Genomic DNA, 23,514 nt, shown 5'->3' with positions numbered 1-23,514 from the left:
TCTGTACGTTCACCCGCAGCAACCCCCGCCGCAGCAACCTCCGCCCCCGCCTCCGCCGCCGGCGGGGCGGGCCGGTGCGGCGGCGGATGTCGTGCCGCCCACGGCGACCGTCGACAGCAGCTTCACCGTGTCGTCGTGGCCGGCGGGGCAGTCCGCGGGGGCCGAGGACTCGGCCATGGGGCGGCTCAGTTCGAACGTGTCGCCGCAGGTCCGGCAGCGGTACTCGTAGCGTGGCATGGGCACAGGTTAGCTGGCCGTGCCTCGCGGGCGTCAGCGTACGACCGTGCCTTGACCCGCCCCGAGCAGCGCGAGTTCCGCCCGTGTGGGTGCCCCCTCCCAGTCGCCCGGCTGCGCGACCGCGAAGGCGCCCGTCGTCACCGCCCGGTCGAGGCGCCCGGCGGTGTCCTCGCCGTCGAGGAGCGCGGAGAGATAGCCGGCGACGAAGGCGTCACCGGCCCCGACCGCGTCCACGGCGCGCACCGGCCGCGCCGGGACACGTAGCTCACCGTCGGCCGAGTGGGCGATCGCCCCGTCGGCGCCGAGCTTGACGACGACCTCGCGCACCCCGAGATCGAGGAGGGCCTTGACCGGGTCGGGCCCGGGCGGCGCGCACAGCGGCAGCTCGTCGTCGGAGGCGATGAGGACGTCGACGTACGGGATCCAGTCGCGCAGTTCCGCTGCAGCCGCCTCCGAATTCCACAGCCGGGAGCGGTAGTTGGCGTCCAGGCTGACCGGAACGCCGTGTTCGCGGGCGAGCCGCAGGGCGCGCCGGCACGCGTCGCGCGCGGAGGCGCTGAGCGCGGGCGTGATCCCCGTCAGATGCAGGACGCGGGGCGGCGGACCGGCCGCGAAGGCCCGCTCGACGTGGTCGGCGTCGAGCCGCGAACCTGCCGAGCCCGCACGGTAGTACTGCACCCGTGTCACCTCGGGCAGCCGCGGCTCGAACAGGATCAGACCCGTAGGGGCGCCGGTGTCACGGGTGACGCAGGACGTGTCGACGCCCTCGGCGCGCAGCGTGCGCAGAACCAGTTCGCCCGCCTCGTCGGCGCCGACCGCGCCCGCCCAGCGGACGCTGTGGCCGAGCCGGGTGAGACCGATGGCGACGTTCGACTCGGCGCCCGCGACGGACAGGTCCATCGAGCCGCCCAGCTTGAACGGACCGTGGCCGCGCAGCGCGACCATGGTCTCGCCGAAGGTGAGTACGTCGAAGAGGGAGGCGGGGGCCCCGGCTGAAGCGGGGCTTGCCGAACCCGACGCCGTCATCCGCACACCGCCTTGAACTCGGCCGCCCGCTTGCGCAGCTGACCCAGGTCCCCGCCGTCCGCCGCGTCGCCGATGAGGGGCGAGCCGACCCCGACCGCGATGGCGCCGCCCTCCAGATAGGCGGTCGCCGCCGCCGCGTCGACCCCGCCCACCGGCACGAACGGCGTTCGGGGGAACGGCCCCCGCAGCGCCTTCAGATACGACGGGCCGCCCATCGCCGACGCCGGGAAGATCTTCAGGGCCGTCGCCCTGGACGCCTCGGCCGCGATGACGTCGGTCGGCGTGAGCACCCCGGCGAGCACGGGCAGGCCCTGCCGCAGCGACTCGTCGACCCCGGCGCCAAGGCCGGGGGTCACAATGAGGTTCGCCCCGGCGGCGGCCGCCTCGCGGGCGTCCTCGGCGGTCAGCACCGTGCCGGCACCGAGCCACACGTCGTCGCCGAGCTCGGCCCGCGCCCTGCGGATCACGTCTAGGGCGTCACGGCCGCTGAGGGACACCTCCACCAGCGGGATTCCGGCCTCCGCCAGGGCCATGACCGTACGGAACGAAGCGTCGGCGTCGCTTCCCCGGACGATCGCCACGAGGCGTTCGGCGCGCAGTGCGGTAGTGAAGTCCATGGTGCTCCTCCTCGGTTCCTTTCATGGGTGGGCGTTTCGCAGGGCGTTTCATGGGTCACCACTCGGCGAACGAGCCGTCCTCGTAGCGCCACACGGGGTTGCGCCAGGCGTGGCCCTTGGCGTCGGCCGTGCGTACGGCCGCCTCGTCGATGTCCACGCCGAGGCCGGGCCGTTCCGTGCGCAGCAGCGAGCCCGCGACGAAGCGGAACGGCTCGCGGTCGGAGACGTAGTCGAGGAGCTCGGCGTCCTTGTTGTAGTGGATGCCGATCGACTGCTCCTGGATGAGGAAGTTCGGTGTGGTGAAGGCGACTTGGAGGCTCGCGGCGAGGGCCACGGGACCGAGCGGGCAGTGCGGCGCGATGTGGGCCCCGTACATCTCGGCGAGCGCGGCGATGCGGCGCAGCTCGGAGATGCCGCCGGCGTGCGAGATGTCGGGCTGCACCACGGCGACGCCCGCCTGGAGCGGTGCGAGGAACTCCCGCCGGGTGAAGAGCCGTTCGCCGAGCGCGATCGGGATGTTGGAGGCGTTCACCAGATCGGGGACGGCCTGCATGTGGTCGGAGAGGACGGGCTCCTCGACGAACAGGGGCGCGTACTCGGCGAGCAGAGGGAGCAGCCGGCGGGCGTTCGCGGGGGAGACGCGGCCGTGGAAGTCGAGCGCGAAATCCCGTTCGTCACCCAGGACTTCACGGGCGGTCTCCGCGCGCAGCAGGCACGCGCGGACCTCCTCGCGGGTGGCGAGCGGCGTCATGCGCCCGCCGGCGTTCATCTTCACCGCCGTGAACCCGGCCTCGGCCTGGGCGCTCACCGCGTCCCTGACCTCGCTCGGCTCGTCACCGCCCACCCAGGCGTACGCCCGGATCCGCTCACGCACCGGCCCGCCGAGCAACTGGTGCACCGGCTGCCCGTACGTCTTGCCCTTGATGTCCCACAGGGCCTGGTCGAGCCCGGCGACGGCGGACGACAGAACCGGCCCGCCCCGGTAGAAACCGCCCTTGGTCATGACCTGCCAGTGGTCCTCGATGCGCAGCGGGTCCTGGCCGACCAGGTACTCGGCGAGCACCTCGACGGCTGCCCGCACGGGCTCCGCACGCCCCTCGACGACGGGCTCACCCCAGCCGACGACCCCTTCGTCGGTCTCCACGCGGACGAACATCCAGCGGGGCGGGGCGAGGAAGGTCTCGATGCGGGCGATCTTCACGTAGGGGTTCCTCTCGGGGTGTTACGGGGGTGGGGCGGCGGCGAGGTGTCAGGGGTGGCCGCGCCGGGACAGTTCGATCACGTCGAGCATCGCCGCGAACGCGCCGTCCTGGTCCCGCGCGCGGACGCGGTCGGCGACCAGGACGTGGGCGGGCAGCGGGTGTTCGTGCCGTCCGGCGTGCACGAGCCGGTCCCGTACGACCAGGGCCGGGACGATGACGCGCCGCATCTGCGCGAAGAAGGGGTTGCCGGAGGCGTTGAGGAGCGCCGTGTGGAAGGAGGCGTCGGCGCGCACGGCGAGAACGGGGTCGCTGTCGGTCATGACGGGATCGGCGGTCACGGGTGTCTGCTCGGCGGCGGCCATCGCGCTGAGTGCGGCGTCGAGGGCGGCGAGATCCGCGTCCGTGCGGTGCAGCGCGGCGAGCGCGGCCGCGGCGGGCTCGACGGCTCGGCGCAGCTCGAGGAGATCGGTGAAGAAGGCGCCGGGCGCGCCGGAGTCGATCGTCCAGCGCAGCACATCGCTGTCGAGAAGGTTCCAGTCCTCGCGCTGGCGTATGAACGTCCCCCGCTTCTGCCGGGCGTCCAGGAGACCCTTGGTGGTCAGCACCTTGATCGCCTCGCGCAGCACGGTCTGGCTGACGTCCAGCTCGGCCATCAGCCCCGGCAGATCGAGGAGATCCCCCTCCGCGTACGTCCCGTCGAAGATCCGCCGGGCGAGCGCCTCCACGACGATCCGGTGGACGCCGCGCCCGGTGTACGAGACCCCTGGCGTGCCGCCCCGGCTCGCCATGTCCGTGCGCGGGCTCTCCGTACGGGAGCTGCCCCTGTCCTTGCGCGTCATGGGGGCAGCCTCGCACGTGGGCGGGTTATTTATCAATTATTCTCGGCGGCCCGGAACCATCGGTGATTTTGGTGGTCTCGTGGCGCTGGAGGCCTCGGTGGCGCCGGGGGCTGTGGCGACTCCGGGGGCTTTCGACGCCTCGAGGGTGGGGTGCGGCTGCCGGGCGGCGCGGGCGCGGTCCTCGCGGGCGGCGGCTTCCGGGTGGCGCGCGCGCCAGTACGGGTTGTCGTGCGGCAGCGTTCCGCTGACGCGCCCGTACATCCCGAAGGCCATGAGCATCACGCCGACCACGAAGCTGAACAGCACGTTCTGGATCCGGAACGCGAGGAAGTTGTAGTCGGTCTGGAGCAGGGCGAGGTTCACGAAGCCGCTGAGGATGAACAGGACGCCGACGGTCATGTTGATCGTCGAGGCGACGTTCCGTCCGATGACCATGCCGGCGAACAGCAGTGCGCCGATAAGGATCGACAGGACGCTGAGGGCACCGTTGGTGTTCAGGCCGGCGACCTTGTCACCGCCGATGTCGAAGAATCCGATCTGGTCGATGAGGCCCAGGATGCCGAAGGCGACCAGCACGAGCCCCATCAGGCCCGCGCCGATCCGGTAGACCTTGCTGAGGCCGTGGTCGACGGGCAGATGATCGTCGAGAACGACCCGCGGATGCTGGAACCGGGGGGCTGGGCGGAATTCGGGTACATGCGTGGCCATGATCGCCTCCCTTGCACGTACGTATCTCAAGGATCCGCCCGTAGCCCCGAGGGCGCCACCAGGGACGGGGCCCGCAGGTCGGGCAGGAGCGCGGCAGCTCAGGAGGGGGCGCCGCGGTCCTCCCTGATCTGCGCGACGACGCGGGCGACCGTCTGCCGGACGGCCTCCGTCTCCGTGAGGAAGTGCCAGTAATCAGGATGGCGGCCCTCGAGAGCGGCGACGGCGCGCTCGAGGCGGGCCACGGAGTCGTCGAGGGGGCGGGCGTGCCGCGGCTCGGGCGTGCTGCGCCCCGACATGGCGAGCCGCTGCGCGTCGCGGATGGCGAACCGCGTCCGGTCGATCTCCTGCTGCGGGTCCTTCGCCACGGCGTTCAGCCGGTGCAGCCGGTCGGAGGCGGCGGACACGTCCTCGTCCGTCGTGTTCAGCAGGGCCCGCACCGTCGACAGGAGCGACGTCGCGTCCGGCCAGCGCTGCTCGTCCCGCGCCGCACGCGCCTCGGCCAGCTTCCGCTCCGCCTGCCGTACGTTCTCCGTGGCGCGCTCCGGCACATGCTGGAGGTCCTGCCAGCACTGGGCCGAGAACCGTCTGCGCAGCTCGCTCAGGACGGGCTCGACCTGCCGGGCCCGTGTGGTCAGGGCCTGCGCGCGCGTCCGCAGCGAGACGAGGCGGCGGTCGATCTCGGCGGCGCGCTCCGGCAGCCGCTGGGCCTCGGCCCGCACGGCTTCCGCATCCCGCGCGACCCGCTCGGCGCGCTCCAGGGTCTCCGGCACGCCGTGCCGGCCCGCGCCCTGGTTGAGCCGGGTGAGCTCGGGTCCGAGGGAGGCGAGGCGGGCGGCGAGATCGTCGGCCTTGAGCCCGACGCCGCGCACGGCGTCCAGTGAGTTGCTCGCTGCGAGCAGCGCCTGCCGGGCCCGCTCGACCGCGGGGGCCAGCCGCGCCAGCTGCGTCTCCGCCTTCCCGAGCAGCGGCCCGAGGCCCTGCGAGAACCGGTCGAGGTCCAGCTTCACCTTGCTCAGCTCGTCCTTGGCCCGGCTCAGCTCGGCGCGTGCCCGCGAGGCGACCGATGCCTCCAGGTCGTCCCGGTCGAGGTCGTGCGCGTCCACCGCGGTGATGTACTGCAGGCTGGCCTCGTCGATGCGCCGGCCGAGGGCCTCGAAGTCGGAGACGGTGCGGCGCGCGGCGGGCGAGTCGTCGACGGCCGTGATGGTCTCGATGGAGATCCGCAGATCGCGCTGGGCGGTGTCGAGTTCGTAGAACGCGGCCGCGGCGGCGTCCTTGGCGGCCTGCGCCTCCGCCCGCTGGCCCTCCCCGCGCCCGAACCAGCGCCGGGTGCCGCCCCCGGCGAACGCGGCCGGCGCCGCAGCGACGGCTACGGCGACGAGAGGCAGCGGCAGCAGAACGAGCCCGAGCAGATCGCGCAGAGCGCGTAGCGCGGCGCGTGGTCGCATGGACGACGCATTCGCGTGCGGTCGAATCGACGACACATACGGCCGCATCGGTGGTGTCGCCGTCACTACCCTCTCCCGTGCTGCCCTCGCCCGTGCACTCATCCGCCCTGCCCGCTGTCATTCTCCCACCGGTTAATGACGAACACACGGGCCGGATAGTTCGCTCTCGGCCCTGGGACTTTGCCGGGCACCCCCGCCGATACGGGTTTGCGGGGCACCACCACGGGCAAGGTAGGCTGTCGAATCATCCCGGGCGCGTAGCTCAGTGGTAGAGCGCTGCCCTTACAAGGCAGATGTCGGCGGTTCGAAACCGTCCGCGCCCACCAGTCTCGGGACATGAGTAAGGCCCAGGTCAACCGGTATGAATCCGGGGACCTGGGCCTTAGTCGTTCGCGGCCGCTCTTCGGCGCCGTGCCACTTACGTGCCAGATGGGCCGTGAGGTGGCCGCTTCACCTTCCTGATCTGGCCGTCCACGTAGTCGGCGATCGCGTGGTCACGACCGTTGACGAGGTGCTGATAGATCAGCGCTGCCCGCACGGACGAGTGCCCCATGCGGTGCATCAACTCCCGCGTGGAGGCGCCGCCCGTCGCAGCGAGCGTGTTGCCGGTGTGCCGGAGGTCGTGAAAGTGGACGTCGCCCAGGCCGGTCGCGGTGAGCGCGCGGAGCCAGATCCGCCGGAAGTTGTTCCGGCGCAGGACCCCACCGCGGGCCCCGACGAAAACGAGCCCAGTTCGGCCGGCACTCGCGTACTCAGCCAAGTGGTGCGCCAACTCCTCGGCAAGGGAGGCCGGAAAGGCGACGGTACGGACACCGGCCGCGCTCTTGGGAGCCTTGACGGTGAGGCCTTCGGCGCGCGTCTCGGCATAGGCGCGGCGGACGGAGACGGTACGGGCCTCCAGGTCGATGTCACGGCGCTGGAGAGCCGCCAGCTCGCCGAAGCGGAGAGCGCAGAACGCCGCGAGGAGGATCAGCGCGCGGCAGTGGGGCGGAACAGCGTCGGCCAGGCGGTACACCTCCGGAACGGAGAGGAACGGCCGCTCGGTGTGCGTGACTGATCCGGCGCCCTTGATCCGGCACGGGTTGCGCTCGATCAGCCCGTCGTCCACGGCCGTGTGCAGGATCGCGCGGAGGACTTGGTACGCCTTGGCGATGGAGGCCGCGCCGACGCCCGCGTCGAGGAGATCCGTACGCCACCGTCGTACCTGCGGGGTGGTGATCTCCCGCAGAGGGACCACGCAGAACGTCGGCAGGATGAATCGGTTGAGTACGACAGCGTTGCGCTCCCGCGTGGTGGCCGCATAGTCGCGGTCCTTGAACCATGCCTCCGCGAAGTCCCCGAACGCGATCTTGACGTCAGGGTTCTTCCAGTCGCCATCAAGGATCTTTGCCTCTTGCTTGACGAGCCAGCGGTCCGCGTCGGTCTGCGTGGCGAAGGTCGTGTCACCTGTGTGCGTCAGACCGTCCGGACCTCGGTAGCGGGCCTGAAAGCGTCCCGAGGCAAGCTTGCGCACGGAGCCGAAGCGGCGACGGCGTCCCTTGGCGTTAGGCATCAGGCCACCGCCTTGAGGCGCGAAGTACGGCCATTAATCGGCTCCACGGTGTGCTCCGTGATGTACGCGTCCACAGCACTCTCCGGGATGCGGACATGACGGCCGACTTTCACGAAGGTGATGCGCCGCTCGGCTACCAGGCGGCGGGGGAAACGCGACGAGGTCCCAAGCACTTCGGCGACCTGGTCAACGCTGAGGTAACGGTCCTTCATGCTGCGGCTCCTTCCGTGGCGAGCTGGTCGCGTAGGGCTTCGCGTGCGGTCTCGCGGTTCTGCGCGATGTCGCGGCAGATGTTGGCGGCGAGCCAGGATTCGCCGGGGGTGTGGCCGTGGCCGGCATAGGTCCAGTGGGCGAGGGTGAGCGTGGTCGCCTCCGGGTCGCCGTCGGGGTCGGGGAGGCCGAGGGCGGCGCGTTGCTGGGCTGCGCGGTAGTCGGCGCGGACCTGCCGTAAGGCGCCGAGAGTGGTGGAGTAGCGGCGGGACTTGGTGGAGAAGTGGCCGCGGAAGCCGAGCATGTGAGCCCAGGCCCAGAGCTTGCGGTCCGGGTACAGGTCGTCGAGGTCTCGGCACGCGCGAATGAGTCGGCGCGTGTGGTCGGGCAGGTCCGGGGCCTTGTCGAGTTCGGCCATCTCCCCGATGCGCCGGTCGAGGGTGCCGGTCGCTTCGGCCGCTTTCGTGGCGTACTTGGCGACGTAGGAGGCCACGGCCTGTTCGGTGAGGTCTTCACCGGCGCCAAGCGCGACGATGGGCCGTACGTCGAGCTGTGTGCCCCAGCGCAGGACACGGGCGGGTTGGTCGCCGGCGGCAGGGATCTCGATGCGGGTACGGGCGGCGGCAGCCTTAAGCGCATCCTCAAGCACGTCGAGGCTGGCCCACGCCGGGGGCGGAGTGTCCGGCCCGTCGGGTCCGTCGAAGCGGATCACGGCGTGAAAGTGGATCGCGCCGCGCTTTTGGTACTCGGCCACCTTGCCGTAGGAGATGCGCAGTTGATCTTTCAGCTCTCGCTGAGTGATCCCGACGCGAGCGGCAAGTTCGCGCGGAAGGTAGATCGTCAGGTACCGCCACAGGGGCCCGGCGTGGTTGTTCCACAGCACGGCGCCGGCGTAGTCGTACGTGGCCGGGTCGAGTGCGGTGCCGAGTTCCGGCGCATTCTCGGGGTGCTGGATGCCGCAGCGGCAGCGGCCGGAGCTGGGCCGGTTGTGGACGGGTCCGAACGAGGGCGCGGTGAGGGTGGCGAAGACGCGGGGGTGATCGCGGACGGTGTGCGGGGTGCCCTTGTCGGGGTCGCCGGTCAGTCCGGCGCGGATCAGGTGGTAGGTGTCGCCGGCGTAGGTCCAGGCGCAGGAGGGGCAGCGCGAGGCCCGGCGGTTTCCGCAGGCGAGGCGGAGTGTGCCGCCCGGTTCGTTGTCGGTCGTGTACGAGTGCAGGACGGTGCCGGTGGCCGGGTCGAGGGTCTTGGTCCCGCCGCTGAGGCGGATCGGGTCGGAGCAGCCTCCGGTGCGGCGGATCTGGTCTTGCCAGCGGTCGAAGCCGTCCGATCCGGCCACCCTGAGGAGGTCCCCCAGGGTGATCGGGTCGAGGCCCGCCGCAGTGGCGGTCAAGGTCATTGAGCACCGTCCTTGCGGCTCTTGCGCGGCGGGTCGGAGTGGTAGCGGCTGGTTCCGAGGTCGCGGCCCTCGTGCTGGTGGCGCGGGGAGTTCGGGTTGCGGTCGTTCCAGTCCTCCGCGCACACCTTGTGGACGGGCTCACCTGCGTGTGAGCGCATCGGGGTGGGCTTGCCGCACTGGGAGCAGGCGCAGTCGCCGGAGTGGTCGAAGTGCTCGTTGGAGGACCAGTTCAGGAGTCCCATCGCGCTCAGCTCCTCGCCGGAACGAGGAGCGGGCGGCGGGCTGTGCGGGTGCCGGTGCCGTGGCAGGCAGGGCAGTGGGCGGTGATGGTGCGCAGGTGGCCGTGCCGGTCGCGTCCGCCGAGGGTGATCGCGGCGGAGGCGAAGCCGTCGCAGGCCGGGCAAACGGGCGTGGTCTGGGTGTGCTGGGGCATGATGAGGCTTCCCTTTCGGGTCCGTTGGATCTGGAAGGTGGGTAGGCGCCCGGGGCGGCGGAAGTTTGGCGACCGAGGCCGCCCCGGGGGCCGTTCAGCGGGTCTTGTGCAGGTCCTTGAGGAGCAGGCGGAGCACGACGGCGACCAGTGCGACGGAGACGCCGGTGACGGCGACCGCGAGGAGCATCGAGACCAGGACCGCGCCGACGACGAGGACCACGGCGGTTCCGCCGGCGACGACTCCGACGACGGCGCCGGGGGTGAGCTGGATCGTGGGCCGCACGGGAGCCGGGGCCATCGGGGTCGGCGTGTGGACGACCGGGGCCGGGTGGGCGCTCGTGGGGACCACGGTCGGCGTCTGGGGGGCGGTGTCCAGGGGCGGGTACTTCGGAGTGAACACGGGTCTTCTCCCTTGCCTGTGGGGTTACTTGACGGCCGTGCCGATGGCAGGGCCGAGGAAGCTGCCGGCGAGGAGGTAGCCGCCGAGCAGGAGCACGGCCACGAGCCACCACGGCGGGCGGACGAGCTTGACGCCGAGGGCGCCGACGGCGATCAGTGCGAGCCAGAGCGGGACGTCCATGGCGGGGCCTCCTAGGCGGTGCAGCGGTGGGTACGCGCGGCGAGTTCGGCGGCGGAGCGGTTGTCGTATTCGGCGGAGAAGTCGCAGCGGGGAGCGGTGCAAGCAGCGGCGTGCCTGTCGCGTCCGCGTCCGTCGTGGAAGCTGGCGACCTTCACCGGGCCGAACTGGCGCACGTTGCGAAACTGCCGGTAGGCGGGCATGGCTGTCCTTTCTGATCAGGTGAGTTGGAGTTCCGTGGCGATGGCGTCGGCCATCGGGGCGGGCAGGCCGAGGCGGGCCCGCAGCGCGTCCGGTGCCATCGGGGTGCCGGTTGTGACGCGGTGCGTGTCGGCGATCTTGCGGGCGTGGTCGAGGAGCGCGGGCGGCACGTTCGGCGCACTCGCGACGGGAACCGGCTCTGCGGCAGGCAGTTCGGGAGCAGGGGGCGGGGGCGCTTCGTCCTCGCGGCTCATCTCGGTCTCGGTAGCCGCTGGTTCAGCCGCGACCGGAGCCGAGACGAGCGATTCCGGAGCCGGTGCCGGGATGGCCGGTGAATGCACGAGGAGCGTTCCGCCGAGAAACGCGAGGGCGGGCCAGCCGGCCACGAGGATCCGTAGCCAGGCCGGTACTTGGGTGAGGTCGAGGAGTCCGGCGGTGGCGATGTTCGCGCCGAGCGAGGCGAACAGGGCGATCACGAACCAGGTCCATGCGGCGCGGTCACGGCGCGCGGTCCGCAGCCGGCGCCAGGCAGCCACCAGCAGCAAGTCGACCGAGATCGGGTAGGCCCACGCCTTCCACCCGTCCTGTCCGGCGGCGGCCGCGATGTCGTGCAGGTGAGCGAAGGACAAGGCGCCGGCGATCACGGCCTGTACGAGTACGGCGTCGGGGCGGATCGAGCGGTTCACGGTCTTCACCTCCTTCAAGGGGGTTGGGGCCGGGGCGGGGCGGGGATCTTGTCCGGCCGCCCGGTCCCGGCGGTGTTCAGTCGGTGGCGGCGTCGCCAGTGCCGAGGCAGTTCAGGCACAGGCCGTTCTGTTGGCCGACGACGCGGCGTTTGCGGCCGACGCGGACCGAGACGGGGACCTCTCCGGTGCCCTTGCACGGGTCGCACTGCGTCGCGGCCGGCGGGCGGGGCGGGGTCTGCTTCTTCGCGGCCACGGTCACCGCTCCGAACCGGGGTACTGGGGGCCGTCGGTGGGGTCGAAGCCGGGCGGGAACCAGCCGGCGGGCATCGAGGCGGCGAGCGAGGGGCCCACGGCCTTGAGGAAGTCCCGGTCGGCGTCGCGGCCGTGGGAGTAGCCGATCAGGTCGCTGAGCAGGCGCAGGGTGCGGATGAAGTCGGACTGCTCGTACACGGGTTTCCTCCTGTTTCGGGCATGGCTCGGGTAGGGACCTGGCGCGAAGGCGGTCACGCCAACCGGGTGGAACAGGAGTGTCAGGAAGTCGCCGGGGCCTCAGTGGGCATGGGCGGGATGATCAGCGTCGGATCCAGCGGCACGGCCGGGCGGAACGGGTCCAGAGCCGGAAGATCCGGGATCAGATGGGCGAACTCCCGGCAGACGGCCACGGTTTCGGCCTCGCTGATCTGCGGGGTGCGGATACGGGACCAGCCGCCGGACGAGTCCGCCGCCACCGCGAGACCAGGACGATCCGCAGGGATGAGAGAAGCGGCCGGTACAGCTTCGGGGGCCACATCGCTCAGGCCCATTTCGGCGGTCTGCTTGTCGTTGACCCGGTGCACGACACGGCCGGTGAGCTGAGCACGGAGCATGGTGGCGCCCTTGCCCAGTTCGGAGCCGAAGCGCTGCCCGCAGATCTCCAGATAGATGCCGACCGAGCGGGAGAGCTGAGCCAGCCGGATCAGGCCCGTGACGATCCGCTCACGGCGGGCCTCATCGGATTTGGAGGCGATCAGGAACAGTTCCGCGATCTCATCGACCAGGACCACAACCGGCGCCGGCCGCAAACGCTCCGGCAGAGACCACAGGTCCGACGCCCCGTGCTTGGCCAGCAGGTCGAATCGGTCCTCCATCTCCGCCACCAGCACATCAACCAGGGACGCGGCATCGTTCGGGTTGGTCGCCAACGCCGACAGACGGGCCGCGTAGCGGGACTGCTCGACACCGCGCTTGCAGTCGATCCCCACCAGGGCGACCGGCAGTTGAGCCAGCCCCTTGATCAGATTGCGCTGGTACATCGACTTACCCGACAGCGTGGCGCCGAGGGTCAGGGCCTGCGGGACCTTGCGGTAGTCCCGCTCGTACGCGGTCCCGTCATCGCGCAGCGCGACCGGCACCACCAGGTCATGCGGCATCGCCTTGCGCGGCATCCGAACCCGCTCCAGCACGTCGAACCCGGTCATGCGCAGTTCCACATATCCGGGCTTGGTCAGGATCACGTTCACCGCGTGCACGCCCCAGGCATGGCGAAGACGCTCGGAAGCAGCCGCAATGTCCGCAGGCTCCAGGCCGGCAGGCAGTCGCAGAGTGACCCGAAGACCGGTCGAGGTACCACGCACCCGGCGAACCTTGGGCGCCACCGGCTGAACCTGACTGCGGGCGACGTTGCGAACCATGAACGCCCGGAACCCGGACGGCTGGACCGTCAGGCCGCACACGTCCATCGTGGTCCGGTACTTCGAGGCGAACCGACCCCACGTGACGGGAAGACCGATCACCCTCCAGTACGCACGCGGCGCGCGAACCTTCATGTAGGCGACGCCGCCGGCACCGGCTATGGCCCCGGACGCCTCCAGCCACGTGGACAGGTCAGCCATGATCAGGCCCCCGCCGTGATCGCGATCGCGCGGAACGAGATGCCGTGACGCTTCTGCCCGTTGAACTCGTTCTCCCAGTCACGGGCCTTGAGTCCGATCACCGAGACCGGCGTACCCGGCACGAGGCTCTCCGGGATACCCGTCTCCGGCACCGTCACCTGGTAGAGGTTCCCCTCCCCCTCATCCGAGACCAGAAGGCCCACCGTCGACAGAGGCGCCTTCGTCTCACGGTCCACGGCACGCTCGCCAGTCTGCTTGCTGAGCACCTTCGGCACAGCCGGCGTGGCCACGAAGACGACAGCGGTCGAAAGGTCGATCTTGAAGGACGGCATCAGTACTCCCTGAGTTGACGTCGGAGCAGCCCAAAGAAGGGCCCTTGCGATCCGCTGTCCTAGGACTGCGAAGCGCCTGGGAAGACAGTCGCGCGCAGTCCTGGGACTGTCAACAGTCCTGGGACTGTGTTTGACTTGACCTGTCGAGAGGGGTTCGTAATGGCGCCCAAGTGGCGAGAGCTGGCAGACAAGCTGGCCGAGCAGATCAAGCGGGGTGACTACGCTCCGGGCCAGCAGCTACCGCACATCAGAGAGCTCGTCGAAGCGGGAGAGGGCTCCAAGTCCACAGTCCACGCCGCTTACAAGGCTCTTGAAACCGAAGGCCTGGTCACCTCATCGCGAGGACACGGCACCGTTGTACGGCAACAGGTACCGCTCAAGCGGCTTGGCATTGCCCGGTACGACAAGGCCAAGTGGCGGGACGGTGACGAGGTCGCGTTCATCGCGGACCGAGTGGCCTCCGGGCGTAGCTATCAGCGCAACGAGCAGACCCAGACCGTCAATCTCGTTGAAGCCCCACCCTCGGTAGCGGCCGCGCACGGACTACCTGCGGGAGCTGAGGTGTACGCCCGCGCGCGACTGGTGAAGGAGGGCGAGCAGCCGACGCACACGCTGACCAGCTACTACCGGCCTGAGCACGTTGAGGGAACCCGCATTGTGGACCCCACACCAGGGCCAGCAGGGCGCGGCGGCGGATTCCGCGTGCTCTACGACGCGGGTTACGAGATCGACCACATGAAGGAAGCGATCTTCGCCCGTGCCGCAACGCCGGACGAGGTGAAGCTCTTGCAGCTACCCGCAGGTGAACCTGTCGTCGAGCTGCACCGGACGACCTACACAGCCGCGGGCACAGTGGTCGAATTCGCCATCGGCGTGCATGCAGCCTCGCGCTTTGCCTGGGAATACGACTTCAAGGTCCCGGACACGGCGAAGGAGAGGGAAGAGCAGCAATGATCTCGACGCAGGCATGGGCAGACACGCAACGCTTGTGGGACTACCACCAGATGGGCCACGCGGTCCGGCCGTGCTCGGTTGCAATCGGTCTGGGCAGCCATGACCTTGGCGTGGCCGACGCGGCGGTAGCCCTGTACAAGCGTGGCATGGCTCCCCTGCTTGTGTTCACCGGTGCCACTAGCCCCACGACACGCGAACGCATGCCACGCGGTGAAGCCGTCCACTACCGAGAGCGGGCGCTTGAGCTTGGCGTCCCATCCTCGGCCGTGCTCGTTGAGCCGCGTGCTCGCAATACCGGTGAGAACATCCGCTTCTCCAGGGACTTGCTCGAAGAGGCTGGGATCGAGGTGTCCTCGGTCCTCCTGATCAGCAAGCCATACGAGGAGCGGCGGGCGTATGCCACGGCTCGTAGGTTGTGGCCCGAGGTGGAGATCGTCAGCGCCTCCACGCCGATGACGCTCGACGAGTACGTCGACTCCATCCAAGACGCGCGCTTGGTAATCGACATGCTCGTGGGCGCACTACAGCGCCTGCTGATCTACCCGGACCAAGGATTCATGATCAGGCAGCCGGTACCGAATGACGTGCTGGAGGCATACCAGCGGTTGTGCCGAGAAGGCTTCACGAGTCGACTTCTCACCACCGACAAGCCTTCTGGTTGAGCCCTTGTCTATCAACAGCGAGCTCTCGCAGAAGTCGTCAACGCCGCTCCACTCAGTGTCTGTAGCCGGCGTGGTGGTGCGTGAGGACGGGAGGGTGCTGACCATCCGGCGTGCCGATAACGGGATGTGGGAACCGCCGGGAGGGGTGCTCGAACTGACGGAGGCCCCGGAGGACGGGGTACGCCGAGAGGTCTTCGAGGAAACGGGACTGAAGGTCCAGGCCGAGCGGCTGACCGGTGTCTACAAGAACACCACGCGAGGCATCGTCGCCCTGGTCTTCCTGTGCCACGTCGAAGGCGGGCACGAGCGGCTGTCCGATGAATCCGCGGCGGTCGAGTGGCTCACCCGTGACGAGATCGCCGACCGAATGGGCGAGGTCTTCGCGATCCGGGTCCTGGACGCCCTCGAAGAATCCGCAGTTCACGTGCGCTCCCACGACGGCCGGAAGGTCACGGCCACAGCCTTCTAAGGCCGAGCTGTTACAGGTTTCTCTACCTCATCAAGGCCCGCGCACGGCGCGGGCGCGCGCCGCCTCTGCGGCGCGGCCTGCCTCCTGTCTGCGCCCCGGCTGGCCGCGCCCGGCGGCGCGCTGCGTGCATGCGGGCGGAAGCGAGAACGTCATCCGCGGGCCAAAGACATGCCTCCGGCGGGGGCGCTCAGACTCTGGGATGGAGGCAGCGCCGTGCGCGAGTGCCGGCCGGTTCGTGGGTGAGCGTGGTGGACTCCCATCCCGTCCGCCGTCGACCCAGGCAGAGCCGAGCAGACGCGGCCCATGGCGTCCAGGTCGTTCGTACGGTGGCGCGCTCCACCTGGACGCCATGAACCACGTCCGCTCCACGGTGTGTGGGTCGACGGCGGACGGGATGGGAGCTGGGGAGCGGTGGTGGAGCGGGAGGGGAAAACGCCCGCGTTTGCCCTCCCGCGAAAATTCGACGATCTGGCTGTACGACGTGGCTGCGGGCTTGGCCCTCAGTCAGACCGCGTAGTCACTCGGTGCCGTCCCCGGCAGTCGTGCCAAATCCGCTATCGGGCCGGTTGGTATTCTGATCCGATTTTGGCGGCGTGTTGTTTCCGGGCCCATACGGACCGCAACCACGGTCGAGCTCCATGCATTTAGGCGCACATTGATGTGTTCCGTCCGGCAACGGCCACAGCTCCGAAATTTCAAGCCTCACGGTAACCGGATTTTCCAATGAGTGCGTACCCCATAGGAAATTGAAGTTGCTGTGGAGGGTCGGCTCACCACCCATCCACAGCAGGTCAGAGGGGTCAGAGAGGGCTGGTTGCAGTCACGGAAATGCCCTGCCCGCTTCATCAACCAACCCACGAGTTGCTCAGCAATGCGCCAAAGGATAATGCGCTCCACTGGTGCTTGCAACCCTAGGTGCGCCCGTGGAGTAGCCGAGTTAGCCTGCTGTTGTCCGGACTGACACTTCTCCAGTCGCCGAGAGTTGAAGCGCAGGCAAAGGAGAGTTTCATGCGAAGGAAAGCAGTACTCAGCGCCGCCGCAATAGCCGCACTCATCGGAGGAATTCCCTTCAGCTCGGTGGAGTGGGCCTCCGCTGTCCCGAATCAAACATGCCGGGTCGCCGGAGGGACCCTGACAGGCGAGAGTTTCCCTCCCAACGGAACATTCACCGTTTCGCCCGGAGGGATGAGTGTGCCTTCCTCTTCTGACGGCCGTATCGGACCGACGGCTGTCACAGGCGCAGGGCCTTTCTCCGTAGGTTCCGCGTCCTGCACGGGAAGTGCGGGAGGGGATTCCACAGGAAGTGCAGCTGGGGCGTCGGCTGTCGCAGCAGCCGGAACGAGCGCAGCAAAAGCGGCCATAAGTGGAGGCGCCTCCCCGGCGCAGGCGAGGGCGCAGGCCACAGCGGCTGCACAGGCCAAGGCGCAGAGCCTCGGTCTGCCGACAACGGTGGTCAACCAGGTATTCAACCAAATCAATCAAATAATTGATTCAACAATCACCGGGCCAGTCTGTCAGGGCAATCAGCAGGGTGGCGGCAACCAGACGTGCGGGCCGACGGGCGGGCCGACGGGCGGGCCGACGGGCGGGCCGACGGGCGGGCCGACGGGCGGGCCGACGGGCGAGCCGACGAGCGGGCCGACGGGCGGGCCGACGGGCGAGCCGACGGGCGGGCCGACGGGCGAGCCGACGGGCGGGCCGACGGGCGGGCCGACGAGCGGGCCGACGAGCGGGCCGACGGGCGGGCCGACGGGCGGGCCGACGGGCGAGCCGACGAGCGGGCCGACGAGCGGGCCGACGAGCGAGCCGACGAGCGGGCCGACGAGCGAGCCGACGGGCGAGCCGAGTAGCTGAGTGCATCTTGGCAAACGAAACCCCTGCTCGATGGGCAGGGGTTTCTCCGTTCTCGGAGCATGAGCGCGGGAGCGTGGGGCACTGCTGGTGACCGAGCCCCAGGTGCCCTGCGGCAGCGCGGCAGCGCTCCGTTCTTGGGCCGTCTGTGGGCCGTGCGAAGGGGCTCAATGGTGACCGACGTCGACAACCAGTGGCAGGTCAGCTACCTAGACGAGCCGAGAACGGCCAGGTCATGGACCCCTGGCCATAGTGGTTTCCCCCATGGGGTGGCGGTCAGGCAAGATGGGGCGCTTCTCATCACGTGACTCAGCACCCGGGGCCCGCGTGCCACAGCCGTGCCACATAACGCGGTCAACCACGGTCAACGACGGTTCGAATCAGCCGAGATGCGCTAGTGACGTGCGCGTCCTCCAAAGCTGGAGTGACCTGGGCGTCCTCGCTGCCCACCACGTCCGCCCTTACAAGGCAGATGTCGGCGGTTCGAAACCGTCCGCGCCCACCGGGTTTGACCTGCGAAGGGCCCCGCACCGATCACGGTGCGGGGCCCTTCGTGGTTCGTCAGGGGCTTTTGGGGAGATCGACTCGAGGCGAACGCGTCAATCGGGCGGAGTGATCAACGCGGAAGAGGGGTCCTGAGCCGATCGCAGTCGGCGTCGATACCGCGTACGGACGAGTCGTCTCCTCTCATGCCCCGCAGCGCTCGTGTCCCTCGACGGGCACACGCCTGCGTGCGCAACGGTTGTGTCCCCCTGAGATGGTGCGTATGCAGAAGGGGCATTATGCGTCATGTGAAGGAGTTGCAAAGGGGTCTTCCGTTATGTGGGCTCGGAGGAGGGTGGAATGTCTGCGTGGGGTGGGTGTGTTGTCGTCGCGCGGTGCGCGTGACGTCGTAACTTCCGTCACTCCGCGGGGGTTTCACGCGGCCTTCACGTGTGTGGACGTAGGCTTCACGTTATGGCCACGACTTCCGAACCCGCGACCGTGCGGCCTGCCGCCGAGGTGAACGAGCAGATACGTGCCCTTTGGCTGCGCGCCGGGGGGCGGTTGAGTGCGGAGGAACGGGTGGCGTACGAGGCGCTCGTGGTCGAGTGGGCCGCCGCCATGCGTGAGGGTGGCGTGAACAACGCCGCCTGAGGTGTTGCCGCAGGCGGCGTCTGGTTACTCCGGTTCCGGGGCGCGGTCCTCGCGGGCGTGCTTGAGGTACATGCGGGCGTCCACCTTGTCCGGGCCCGATACGTCCTTCCAGTAGCGGTGGCACGTCACGAAGACCGCCAGCTCGCGCTCCCGCTGCCGCAGCTTTTCGACCTCGGCCTGTTCGTCCGGGGACCAGCCAGGGGATGCGGGGCGCTCGCGCTTGCGCCAGCCGTGGTCGTCGTTGAACCCGTCGAGGGGGTCCACCGACCAGGGAAGCCGCTTCAGGAGGGTCAGGAGCTCCGCCCTGACCTGGTGCAGCTCCTCCTGGCCTGCCAGGAGGTCACTCGGGAAGTCATAGGTCGCTGCCACGCGGCAATGCTACGCCTGTTCGATTTCTTGAGGCGAGCGATGAGGGGCGTGTTCATTCGTACGTGTGTTTCGAACACGGGTTCTTTGCGAAGGCGTGCGCGAGGGCGGGGGAGCGCGCGAGACTGGAGGCATGTGCCGCAGCATCAAGACCCTTCGCCCGCCCGTCCTCCCCGAAGAGGCCACCGAGGAGGAGATCCGGGCCGCAGCCCTGCAGTATGTGCGCAAGGTGTCCGGCTTCCGGGCGCCCGCCGCGCACAACAAGGAGGTGTTCGACCGGGCCGTCGATGTCGTCGCCCAGGCGACCGCCGAGCTGCTCGACGGGCTCGAAATCCGTGGCCAGGGACGCCAGTTGGCCCAGGAGCCGGCCGCCTAGGCGAGGGGTCGAGCCAGGTCCCGGGGCGGGCCCGGGTGGGCCTGGGTGGGCCTCGGGTGGGTCAGCTCGCCCGTTCCGCCGCCGGTCGCCGCATCAGGAACGCGGCCCCCGCCCCTGCCGCGAACAGCGCCAGCAGTGACACCCCCGTGGCCAGCCAGCTCGCGCCGAGCCACTGGCCGCCGAAGTAGCCGAGGGCCACGCTGTAGCCCGCCCAGGCCACGCCCGCGAGGGCGGACCACGGCAGGAACTCGCGGACCCGGCGATGAGCCGTGCCCGCCGCGAACGAGACGATCGATCGGCCCGCCGGGGCGAAGCGGGCGATGACCACGAGGATGCCTCCGCTGGAGCGCGCCAGCGCCCCGCCCAGACGTTCCTGCGCGCTGGTCAGGCGGCGGGAGCGGGAGATCGCGCGGTCGAGACGTTCGCCGCCGCGCCAGGCGATGCGGTACGCGACCAGGTCGCCCAGTACCGACGCCGTGGCCGCCGAGAGGACTAGCGCCAGGATGGACGGCACCTCGGGCGTCACCTGCCCGGCCGCCGTCCCCGTGCCGGCCGCCGCGGCGGTGGCCGCGGTGATGATCAGGACGCCGCTCGGCAGGACGGGCAGGAAAACGTCGAGCAGTACCGAGAGGGCCACCACCGCGTAGATCCACGGACCGCCGGTCAGCGACCCCACACTCTCCAGCAACGCGACCCCCCGTGATCCGTGTTCGTGAATTCCCCGGTCGGCGACTGACGCCGCGATGTCGCGGGGAGCGGCAGGGGCGGCTGATGACAGCTGTACAGCGTACGCCTCGGTTGTGGCTGGAGGGTCACCAGGGGCTCAGGTGTTCTCCACGTCGCGTTCACCCGGGTGCCGCGTCGCAGGCGCGGTACGCCCCGGTAACCCCGTACGAACTACGGAGCGGGAGGACCCGTGAGCGGGAGAGTGTGAGCAGGAGGAGCGCATGATGGCGGCAGGAATCGTGGTGGGAGCGGTGGTGGGAGCGGTGGCGGCGGCCGTGCTCGCGGCCGGCAGCGGAATTGCGGGCCACGGGACTGCGGGCGGCTGGTCGGCGGGCCGTGGGGCGGCGGAGCCGGCTCGTTACGGGGTGCGGGAGGCGGCGCGGTTCTCGCCGCCGAACGCCTTCGTGGCGTCGCCCGCGGTCACGTACGACATGAAGCTCGTGCCCGCCGGGGCGCGGATCGAGGTCGTTCAGCGCGGCGGGCACGGTCGTATGAGCGTGAGCGTGCGGGTCGAGGGGCTCGCCGCGGGGCGCGTGTACGGCGCGCATGTGCACCAGGATGAGTGCGGCGGGGATCCGGCCGCGGCGGGCGGGCACTACCAGCACCGCGAGGATCCGGTGCGGCCGTCGAAGGACCCGGCCTATGCGAACCCGGAGAACGAGGTCTGGCTCGACTTCACCACGGACGCGCACGGTGCGGGGGCGGCGACCGCGCGGCAGGGCTGGGAGTTCAGGCCTGGCGGGGCGCGGTCCGTGGTGCTGCACGGGATGCCGGGCGGAGCGGGCGCCCGGATCGCGTGCTTCACGGTGCCGTTCGAGCCGGCGTCGTTCGAGCCGGTGTCGGCTGAGCCGGGTCACCGGGGGAGGTGAGGGGGTGCCGGCACTCGCGCGCCGGCACCCCCATCAAGCGGTCAAGCCATCAAGCAGGCAGTGCATCAGACACAAGCAGGCAGTGCATCAGACAGAGGCAGTGCATCAGACAGGCAGTGCATCAAGCCGCCGCAGGCTCCCGCTCAGACGTCGAAGCCGAAGCGGCCGGCGTCTGGGCCTTGCTCTCGCCGCGTGCCGTGAAGAGCCGGTCGAAGCCGAGCGCCCCGGAGCCGGTGAAGACCAGGAGCAGCATGGCCCAGCAGAACATCGCGGACGGTTCGCCGCCGTTCTGGAGCGGCCACAGGGCCTCCGGCTGGTGGACCTTGAAGTATGCGTAGGCCATCGAGCCGGAGGCTATGAAGGCCGCGGCGCGGGTGCCGAGGCCGAGGGCGACGAGGGCGCCGCCGACGAGCTGGATGACGGCCGCGTACCAGCCGGGCCAGGTGCCGGTGGGGACGGTGCCGCCGCCCATCGCTCCGCCGAGGACGCCGAAGAGCGAGGCGGCGCCGTGGCAGGCGAAGAGCAGGCCCACGATGATGCGGAACAGGCCGAGGGCGTAGGGCTGGGCGCTGTTGAGACGTCCAGTCATAGGGGGACTCCTTGTGTCGGTCGGGGACGAACCGATGGAGGCCACAGGTTAGGGGACCCTAATCAACGCTTGCAAGTTCAACTTTCGGCCAAGATTGGCACTCCGTGCCGGGTTCTGTGCGGTCCTCGGCGGCCGTCCGCAGGGCCGCTCGCGCGACCGCGTCCGCGTCCGACAGGGTCACCGAATCCACCCCCGGGCGGGCCCCCGCCGCGGTCACCCAGTGCACCCCCTCCGTGGGCACGCCGACCGCGAACCTCCGTGCGTGTGGCCTGCCCTGACGGTCGATCAGGCGGTACGGGCGCGGTGTCACGTCCACCCCGCCCGTTACGTAACCGTCGAGTGTGTGCGGCCGGACGTGGCCCGTCTTCAGGAGCCCGGCGAGCAGTTGGTCGCCGGTGCGCGCCACGTCCGTCCCCGGCAGTCGCGCCTCGACGAGTGTGGTGGCTCTCACGGATGATCCGGGCACATCGGGCGAGTGCGCGACGAAAGCGCCGTCTTCGCTCCGCACGTCGAGGCGCGGCCCGATCACCGTCAGGACGCCGGACTCGACGAGCGCGGTCATCTCCTCGATGCGCCGCCGGGGCGGGCCGATCGACAGGAAGGCGTTGAGCGGGGTGTACCAGCGGTCGAGGTGGTCGCGGCGCGAGCCGCCGCCGATCCCGCCGTGGTCGACGGCCTGGCGCAGTTCGTTGCGCAGGTCGCGCAGCACGTCCAGGGCGGCCTTCACGGGGCCGTCCACGTTGCCGAGTGCGGCGTGCGCCGCGTCCTCGCGCAGATGGGCCAGGAGCCAGGTCCGCCACGCGTCGGGCGAGTCGAAGTGCAACTCCGCGTGCGGCCGGGAGATGCGATCCCAGGACCAGCGGACACCCTCCGGAATCCCGAACTCGTACAGGACGTCGGCCTCTTCGGAGCTCTGGTGCGGCGCGGCGAGGAAGCCTTCGCGGAAACCGGCGTCCCCCGCGCCCGCGCGGCGCAGCAGTGTCTCGTAATAGACGGTCTCCACCTCCTTCGCGACGAGCGGCCAGATCTCGCCGAGGAAGTCCGGCGCGTCCCCCGAGTCCGCGCGCTTGCGGAAGCGCGCGATGGCCTCGGCGGTGAGGACGGCCGGTTCGTGACGCCCGTACGCGCCCTTGGCGTTGTCGCCGCGCGCCTGGTACGGGATGCCGCGGCGCGAACCGGCGTACAAACGCGGCTCGCGGCCCGAGGGCTTGTACCGCAACTCCCCTGCGGACGTGCGGCGGTAGCGTCCGCCGCGGCCCTCGGTGAGCAGCGCCATGTGGTCGAAGAAGTTGAGGCCGAGGCCCCTCAGCACGACGGCTTCACCCGGGGCGAGGGCGGAGAGATCCAGGTCGGCCGGGTTGGCGGGCGGCACGTGGCGCAGGCCGTGGTGGAGCGCGTACTCGGTGAGGCGCGTCTGCGCGGGGCTCGCCGCCGCGGGCAGATGGCCCTGGGCGAGGACGACGGCGGACAGGCCGGTCAGTTCCTGCCCGTTGTCGAGTACGAGGGTCTGGCGGCCGTCGTCCGCATCGTCGAGGCGCACGGCTCGCGCCCGGTGCACCTGAACGCGTAGGGCGTCGGGCGCGCGGCCCACGGTGTCGGCGAACACCCATTCCAGGTACTCGCCGTAGAGGGCACGGGACGGGTAGTCGTCGGGGCCGAGGGGGAGTCCCTGGCGCTGGGCCCACTCGTGCAGGCTCGGCCCCCGGCGTATCGGACCCGAGCAGTCCACGCTGTCGTCGGTGAACAGCGTGACCTGTGAGGCGACGGTGTTCATCAGGAGTTCGGGTGCCTGTGATGTCCGCCAGACGCTGCCCGCTCCCGGCGGCGCCGGATCGACGACATGGACGGTGAGGCGGGCGCCGGGCGGCAGGAGCTCGCAGGCGGAGGCACAGAGTCGTTCGAGGACGCTGGTGCCGCGCGGGCCCGCGCCGACTATGGCTGCGGCCGGCGCCGAGCACACTGCGGACAAAGAGGGACTCCAGGGGCATGTGGGGCTGCTGGAAGCGGAACGTCCGCTCATCATGCCGGGTCGCCCTGTCAAGGGAAGAGCGGAGTCCGGGTGTGCGCCGTATCTTCACCGGGCGGCCCCGTGGGCGACAGGCCTGGTCACGCACGGTCATTCACGACATTCACTCCGTACGGTCACCGACTCGGTACGGTCACTGAGACGGTACGGTCAC

The 23,514-nt window shown here is 70.1% G+C and carries 31 protein-coding genes and 2 tRNA genes; 9 read left to right on the top strand and 24 right to left on the bottom strand.

Translation table 11 applies throughout. From position 1 onward, the window contains the following. Positions 1-9: 9 nt before the first annotated feature. The 7 genes from ACY0PA_RS15240 to ACY0PA_RS15210 form a co-directional block, all read right to left on the bottom strand. Positions 10-237: an FmdB family zinc ribbon protein gene (locus tag ACY0PA_RS15240; protein WP_100591947.1), complete on the bottom strand. Its 228-nt coding sequence runs from the start codon at positions 235-237 to the stop codon at positions 10-12. 33 nt (positions 238-270) lie between these two features. Next, entirely contained in the window at positions 271-1,263 is a 993-nt protein-coding gene (locus ACY0PA_RS15235; RefSeq protein ID WP_473085137.1) for a sugar kinase, read from the bottom strand. Beyond that, positions 1,260-1,880 carry a bifunctional 4-hydroxy-2-oxoglutarate aldolase/2-dehydro-3-deoxy-phosphogluconate aldolase gene (locus tag ACY0PA_RS15230; protein WP_329573567.1) on the bottom strand — a complete coding sequence of 207 codons (621 nt, stop codon included), beginning with the start codon at positions 1,878-1,880 and terminating at the stop codon, positions 1,260-1,262. The genes ACY0PA_RS15235 and ACY0PA_RS15230 overlap by 4 nt, the downstream gene beginning before the upstream one ends. Before the next feature lie 55 nt (positions 1,881-1,935). Beyond that, complete coding sequence (gene dgoD, locus ACY0PA_RS15225; RefSeq protein ID WP_473085136.1) at positions 1,936-3,081, bottom strand: galactonate dehydratase; 1,146 nt, start codon at positions 3,079-3,081, stop codon at positions 1,936-1,938. A 48-nt stretch (positions 3,082-3,129) separates the two neighbouring features. Further along, positions 3,130-3,921 carry a FadR/GntR family transcriptional regulator gene (locus tag ACY0PA_RS15220; RefSeq protein ID WP_473085135.1) on the bottom strand — a complete coding sequence of 264 codons (792 nt, stop codon included), beginning with the start codon at positions 3,919-3,921 and terminating at the stop codon, positions 3,130-3,132. Positions 3,922-3,957: 36 nt separating this feature from the next. Beyond that, entirely contained in the window at positions 3,958-4,629 is a 672-nt protein-coding gene (locus ACY0PA_RS15215; RefSeq protein WP_473085134.1) for a DUF4383 domain-containing protein, read from the bottom strand. 98 nt (positions 4,630-4,727) lie between these two features. After that, on the bottom strand, positions 4,728-6,143 hold the full coding sequence (locus ACY0PA_RS15210; protein ID WP_473085133.1) for a hypothetical protein: 1,416 nt from the start codon (positions 6,141-6,143) through the stop codon (positions 4,728-4,730). Between the two features lie 185 nt (positions 6,144-6,328). Here ACY0PA_RS15210 and ACY0PA_RS15205 point away from each other — a divergent pair. Continuing rightward, positions 6,329-6,403: transfer RNA gene (locus tag ACY0PA_RS15205), tRNA-Val, on the top strand. 92 nt (positions 6,404-6,495) lie between these two features. On the opposite strand, the gene ACY0PA_RS15200 is transcribed toward ACY0PA_RS15205, so the two are convergent. The 13 genes from ACY0PA_RS15200 to ACY0PA_RS15140 form a co-directional block, all read right to left on the bottom strand. Beyond that, entirely contained in the window at positions 6,496-7,629 is a 1,134-nt protein-coding gene (locus ACY0PA_RS15200; protein WP_473085132.1) for a tyrosine-type recombinase/integrase, read from the bottom strand. Then, positions 7,629-7,841: a helix-turn-helix domain-containing protein gene (locus ACY0PA_RS15195; protein WP_473085131.1), complete on the bottom strand. Its 213-nt coding sequence runs from the start codon at positions 7,839-7,841 to the stop codon at positions 7,629-7,631. Before ACY0PA_RS15195 ends, ACY0PA_RS15200 begins: the two co-directional genes overlap by 1 nt. After that, positions 7,838-9,235 (bottom strand): replication initiator protein RepSA, encoded by a 1,398-nt coding sequence (gene repSA, locus ACY0PA_RS15190; RefSeq protein WP_473085130.1) that lies wholly within the window; start codon positions 9,233-9,235, stop codon positions 7,838-7,840. Before repSA ends, ACY0PA_RS15195 begins: the two co-directional genes overlap by 4 nt. After that, positions 9,232-9,477, bottom strand: coding sequence for a hypothetical protein (locus ACY0PA_RS15185; RefSeq protein WP_473085129.1), 246 nt, complete (start codon positions 9,475-9,477; stop codon positions 9,232-9,234). The genes repSA and ACY0PA_RS15185 overlap by 4 nt, the downstream gene beginning before the upstream one ends. Positions 9,478-9,482: 5 nt before the next feature. Then, a complete protein-coding gene (locus ACY0PA_RS15180) occupies positions 9,483-9,668 on the bottom strand; it encodes a hypothetical protein (RefSeq protein ID WP_473085128.1) in 186 nt (61 codons plus the stop codon). Between the two features lie 94 nt (positions 9,669-9,762). Beyond that, on the bottom strand, positions 9,763-10,068 hold the full coding sequence (locus tag ACY0PA_RS15175; protein WP_473085127.1) for a SpdD protein: 306 nt from the start codon (positions 10,066-10,068) through the stop codon (positions 9,763-9,765). A gap of 24 nt (positions 10,069-10,092) precedes the next feature. Beyond that, a complete protein-coding gene (locus ACY0PA_RS15170; RefSeq protein WP_266743993.1) occupies positions 10,093-10,248 on the bottom strand; it encodes a hypothetical protein in 156 nt (51 codons plus the stop codon). A gap of 11 nt (positions 10,249-10,259) precedes the next feature. Beyond that, positions 10,260-10,448 (bottom strand): mobile element transfer protein, encoded by a 189-nt coding sequence (locus tag ACY0PA_RS15165; protein ID WP_473085126.1) that lies wholly within the window; start codon positions 10,446-10,448, stop codon positions 10,260-10,262. A gap of 15 nt (positions 10,449-10,463) precedes the next feature. Then, positions 10,464-11,132 carry a DUF2637 domain-containing protein gene (locus ACY0PA_RS15160; protein ID WP_473085125.1) on the bottom strand — a complete coding sequence of 223 codons (669 nt, stop codon included), beginning with the start codon at positions 11,130-11,132 and terminating at the stop codon, positions 10,464-10,466. 76 nt (positions 11,133-11,208) lie between these two features. Further along, positions 11,209-11,385 (bottom strand): hypothetical protein, encoded by a 177-nt coding sequence (locus tag ACY0PA_RS15155; protein WP_473085124.1) that lies wholly within the window; start codon positions 11,383-11,385, stop codon positions 11,209-11,211. A 2-nt stretch (positions 11,386-11,387) separates the two neighbouring features. Beyond that, positions 11,388-11,582 carry a hypothetical protein gene (locus ACY0PA_RS15150; RefSeq protein WP_266743997.1) on the bottom strand — a complete coding sequence of 65 codons (195 nt, stop codon included), beginning with the start codon at positions 11,580-11,582 and terminating at the stop codon, positions 11,388-11,390. An 80-nt stretch (positions 11,583-11,662) separates the two neighbouring features. Next, positions 11,663-13,003 carry an FtsK/SpoIIIE domain-containing protein gene (locus tag ACY0PA_RS15145; RefSeq protein ID WP_473085123.1) on the bottom strand — a complete coding sequence of 447 codons (1,341 nt, stop codon included), beginning with the start codon at positions 13,001-13,003 and terminating at the stop codon, positions 11,663-11,665. Between the two features lie 2 nt (positions 13,004-13,005). Beyond that, the gene (locus tag ACY0PA_RS15140; RefSeq protein ID WP_473085122.1) at positions 13,006-13,335 is read right to left on the bottom strand and encodes an SCO3933 family regulatory protein; all 330 of its coding nucleotides are present in this window, start codon (positions 13,333-13,335) and stop codon (positions 13,006-13,008) included. A 159-nt stretch (positions 13,336-13,494) separates the two neighbouring features. Here ACY0PA_RS15140 and ACY0PA_RS15135 point away from each other — a divergent pair, with 159 nt between their 5' ends. The 6 genes from ACY0PA_RS15135 (at position 13,495) to ACY0PA_RS15110 (ending at position 18,408) form a co-directional block, all read left to right on the top strand. Beyond that, positions 13,495-14,289 carry a GntR family transcriptional regulator gene (locus tag ACY0PA_RS15135; RefSeq protein WP_473085121.1) on the top strand — a complete coding sequence of 265 codons (795 nt, stop codon included), beginning with the start codon at positions 13,495-13,497 and terminating at the stop codon, positions 14,287-14,289. Then, a complete protein-coding gene (locus tag ACY0PA_RS15130) occupies positions 14,286-14,951 on the top strand; it encodes a YdcF family protein (RefSeq protein WP_473085120.1) in 666 nt (221 codons plus the stop codon). The genes ACY0PA_RS15135 and ACY0PA_RS15130 overlap by 4 nt, the downstream gene beginning before the upstream one ends. Before the next feature lie 55 nt (positions 14,952-15,006). Beyond that, positions 15,007-15,420 carry an NUDIX hydrolase gene (locus tag ACY0PA_RS15125; RefSeq protein WP_473085119.1) on the top strand — a complete coding sequence of 138 codons (414 nt, stop codon included), beginning with the start codon at positions 15,007-15,009 and terminating at the stop codon, positions 15,418-15,420. A gap of 1,547 nt (positions 15,421-16,967) precedes the next feature. Further along, a complete protein-coding gene (locus ACY0PA_RS15120) occupies positions 16,968-17,270 on the top strand; it encodes a hypothetical protein (RefSeq protein WP_473085118.1) in 303 nt (100 codons plus the stop codon). A gap of 403 nt (positions 17,271-17,673) precedes the next feature. Further along, positions 17,674-17,773: transfer RNA gene (locus ACY0PA_RS15115), tRNA-Val, on the top strand. A 455-nt stretch (positions 17,774-18,228) separates the two neighbouring features. Beyond that, positions 18,229-18,408 carry a hypothetical protein gene (locus tag ACY0PA_RS15110; RefSeq protein WP_473085117.1) on the top strand — a complete coding sequence of 60 codons (180 nt, stop codon included), beginning with the start codon at positions 18,229-18,231 and terminating at the stop codon, positions 18,406-18,408. Positions 18,409-18,432: 24 nt separating this feature from the next. On the opposite strand, the gene ACY0PA_RS15105 is transcribed toward ACY0PA_RS15110, so the two are convergent. After that, positions 18,433-18,777, bottom strand: coding sequence for a hypothetical protein (locus ACY0PA_RS15105; protein WP_473085116.1), 345 nt, complete (start codon positions 18,775-18,777; stop codon positions 18,433-18,435). Between the two features lie 130 nt (positions 18,778-18,907). Here ACY0PA_RS15105 and ACY0PA_RS15100 point away from each other — a divergent pair, with 130 nt between their 5' ends. Continuing rightward, positions 18,908-19,150: a DUF2277 domain-containing protein gene (locus ACY0PA_RS15100; RefSeq protein WP_100591958.1), complete on the top strand. Its 243-nt coding sequence runs from the start codon at positions 18,908-18,910 to the stop codon at positions 19,148-19,150. A gap of 61 nt (positions 19,151-19,211) precedes the next feature. On the opposite strand, the gene ACY0PA_RS15095 is transcribed toward ACY0PA_RS15100, so the two are convergent. After that, positions 19,212-19,838, bottom strand: a complete 627-nt coding sequence (locus ACY0PA_RS15095) for a DedA family protein (protein WP_473085115.1) — start codon at positions 19,836-19,838, stop codon at positions 19,212-19,214. Positions 19,839-20,100: 262 nt separating this feature from the next. Between ACY0PA_RS15095 and ACY0PA_RS15090 the strand changes: the two genes are divergently transcribed. Further along, positions 20,101-20,745 carry a superoxide dismutase family protein gene (locus ACY0PA_RS15090; protein ID WP_473086326.1) on the top strand — a complete coding sequence of 215 codons (645 nt, stop codon included), beginning with the start codon at positions 20,101-20,103 and terminating at the stop codon, positions 20,743-20,745. 121 nt (positions 20,746-20,866) lie between these two features. Here the strand turns inward: ACY0PA_RS15090 and ACY0PA_RS15085 are convergent, their stop codons facing one another. Both ACY0PA_RS15085 and ACY0PA_RS15080 read right to left on the bottom strand, forming a co-directional pair. Further along, a complete protein-coding gene (locus ACY0PA_RS15085) occupies positions 20,867-21,334 on the bottom strand; it encodes a DoxX family protein (RefSeq protein ID WP_473085114.1) in 468 nt (155 codons plus the stop codon). A 58-nt stretch (positions 21,335-21,392) separates the two neighbouring features. Continuing rightward, the gene (locus ACY0PA_RS15080) at positions 21,393-23,354 is read right to left on the bottom strand and encodes an FAD/NAD(P)-binding protein (RefSeq protein WP_473086325.1); all 1,962 of its coding nucleotides are present in this window, start codon (positions 23,352-23,354) and stop codon (positions 21,393-21,395) included. Positions 23,355-23,514: the final 160 nt, after the last annotated feature.

Source organism: Streptomyces sp. DS1-CR2, assembly GCF_055760475.1.
Note: the sequence above shows the minus strand (reverse complement) of the source record. Positions and strands in the feature narration are given on the sequence as shown.